Source organism: Streptomyces jeddahensis (assembly GCF_001642995.1).
Classification (GTDB): Bacteria; Actinomycetota; Actinomycetes; order Streptomycetales; family Streptomycetaceae; genus Streptomyces; species Streptomyces jeddahensis.
Genome location: NZ_LOHS01000173.1, coordinates 1 through 2,638 on the forward strand (window position 1 = coordinate 1; position 2,638 = coordinate 2,638).

Below are 2,638 nucleotides of genomic sequence, written 5' to 3' on the forward strand. Positions count from 1 at the left end.
GGCGCTCAGGGAGCGTCCGGTTCCGTGCGGGTGATGCGGAGCAGCGCCGCGGAGGGCGCGGTGGGCAGGGTCACGGTGAGGTCGGCGGTGTCCGGGTTCCAGACGGCAACGGCCTGACGTGTGGCGGGGTACAGCACCTCGGCACGGGCTGCGCCGTCCGCCCGTTCGGGCAGCTGGAGGGTGGTGGTGGCGTCGCCGCCCGGGCGGCGCCAGACGGTGAGGTAGGTGGTGGCGGGGGTGTGCAGGGCGAGCGCGATCCAGGGGTCGTCCCAGCCGGGCAGCCCCAGGGGCCAGGACGGCACGGCTTGCGGCAGGGCGGCGCGGATGGCCTTGTACACGGCGACCGCTTCGTGGACCAGGGCGCGAGCCTCGGGCCCCAGCTCCGGCAGGCGGCCGGAGAGGTGGATGCGGCCGAGGAGGGCGCTCGCCATGGTGAAGGCGACCTCGTCGAGGGAGTCCTCCGGCTGTGGGTAGGCCCAGACGGCGCCTTGCTCGGGGGTGGCGGCGGTGGGCGCGGAGGCCGCGATGGGCGCGTAGAGGTTGAGGTTCTGCTGGTCGCTGGTGGACTGCAACTGCAGCCGCGACAGCAGGGCGTGGTCCCAGCGCATCCCGCCGGAGGCGCAGTTCTCCACCACCAGGTGCGGATAGCGGTCGAGGACGCCGTCGAGCCAGTCCAGCTGCGCCCGGTTGTGGCCGAGCAGGCCGGCGCCCGGGGTCTCGCCGGGGTGGGCGCTGGTGCCGGAGCCGGGGTCGACGTTGTGGTCGAGCTTGAGGTAGCCCACGCCCCACTCGCCGACCAGGCGGTCCACGACCTGGTCCAGATGGGTGCGGGCGGCTGGGTGGCGCAGGTCCAGGTGATGCCGGCCGGACTCCACGACGCGGACGCCGTCGCGGCGGAAGAACGCCTCGTCGGGCAGGGACTTGGCCATGGGGCTGTGGACGCCGATGACTTCCGGCTCCAGCCACAGGCCGGGCACCATGCCGCGTTCGCGGATACGGTCCAGCACCTCGTGGATCCCCTTCTCGCCGGGGAAACGTGAGGTGGATGGTTCCCAGGCGCCGACGCTGGTCCACCAGCCGTCACTGTCGTCGTACCAGCCCGCGTCGATGACGAAGTACTCGGCGCCGGCCTCGGCCGCCGCGTCGATCAGCGGCAGCAACTTGTCGGTGGTGGGGTCTCCCATCAGGCAGTTCATGTAGTCGTTGAAGATGACGGGCAGACCCCGGTGGTCGGGGTGCGGGCGGCGGTGGGCGCGGCGGTAGCGGGTCAGCGCGGCGAACGCGGCGTCGGGGCCGCCGTCGGCGCTGAACGACAGGGCGACGGGCACGGTGTGGAAGGCGGCGCCGGGTTCCAGGGGATGGCGCCAGCCGTGGTGGGTGTCGGTGGGCCCGAACAGTGCCGCGTAGGCAGCGTTGTCGTGCTCTTGGCACTCCCAGCGCCAGCCCCCGCCGTTGTGCTCGATCTGCCACATCCAGGTGCGGCCGGTGCGCCGGTCGGTCAGGCCGCCCATGGGCAGGTGTCCGCAGCTGGACCAGGTGCCCTGTCCGGTCAGTTCGAAGCCGGCCTTGCCGTGCCCGTACTGCACGTGTCGTCCGCTGGGGGCGGGTGTGGTCCGGCGCATCGGCTGTCGCTGCCAGCGGCATTCGGAGAGCCAGTCGTTGTCCGCCCACAGCAGGTCGGCGGCGTCGATGGCCGCCGGGTCCTGGGGGGTGAGGCAGCCCACCGCGAGTGAGCTGACCGACTCCAGGTGGAGCGTGGTCTGCCCTTCGTTGCGCAGGGTCACTTCGCTGCGGAGCACGGGGATGCCGTCCGGCGACCGGTAGGTCACCTCCGCGACCAGCCCGGTGTCCGGGTCGTGGAGATGCACCGTCAGCGTGTGCCAGTCGCCGTCGCGGGCCGCGTGGTGGGCCCGGTGGCGCAGCCGCCCGCCGAGAGCGGTCCCGATCAGGCGGCTGCCCGACCAGCCGCGGCCGTGACCCGCGGCCGTCACCTCCACCAGAGGCAGGGACGCACGGGGGTCGCTGCCCGCTTCGCCCGGCAGTCCGAGATGCGTCAGGCGGGCGCTGCCGTCGTCGCCGAGGAGGAACTCGAGATGCAGGGCCTCGTGACCCCAGCGGAAGCTCCGCTGTTCGTTGTCCATGGTGTCCTTTTCCAGGTCAGTGTTGGCGCAGGACCGCGCAGCCGCCGGGCGGCAGTTCGTGGTCTGTGGTGCCGGTGAGCAGGTCGTGGGCGGGCTCCGGCAGGGGCACGGTGTCCGTGGTGTGGTTGATGAGGACGTCCCAGCGGCGGCCGTCGGCGGCGTGCCGGGTGACGGCTTCGACACCGGCGGGCAGGCCGGGTACGTCCGGTTCGACACCGGCTTCCTTCAGCAGGCGGCCGACGAGAGCGCCGTAGTCGGCGTCGTCCAGGCGGGTGGAGAGATACCAGCCCTGCCCGGTGCCGAAGCGGTGCCGGGTGAGCGCCGGGCTGTCTGCGAGCATGCCGTGGGTGTAGGCGGCGAGCGTCTCCGCGCCTTCGGTGCGCAGGGACTCGCTCCAGACCGTGCCGTGCGATCCGTCCGACAGGGTGATCCGCTCGTCCGTCCGCAGCGGCCGGTACTCCTCGACGCGGATGCCCAGCGCCTCGCGCAGCGGCTCG

The 2,638-nt window shown here is 72.9% G+C and carries 2 protein-coding genes; both read right to left on the minus strand.

The annotated features are described in order from the left end of the window. Positions 1-5: 5 nt before the first annotated feature. Positions 6-2,141 (minus strand): alpha-galactosidase, encoded by a 2,136-nt coding sequence (locus STSP_RS33260; protein WP_067284754.1) that lies wholly within the window; start codon positions 2,139-2,141, stop codon positions 6-8. A gap of 16 nt (positions 2,142-2,157) precedes the next feature. Next, positions 2,158-2,638, minus strand: a 481-nt coding sequence (locus STSP_RS33265) for a beta-galactosidase trimerization domain-containing protein (protein ID WP_198547493.1), incomplete at its 5' end; no start/stop codon positions are given.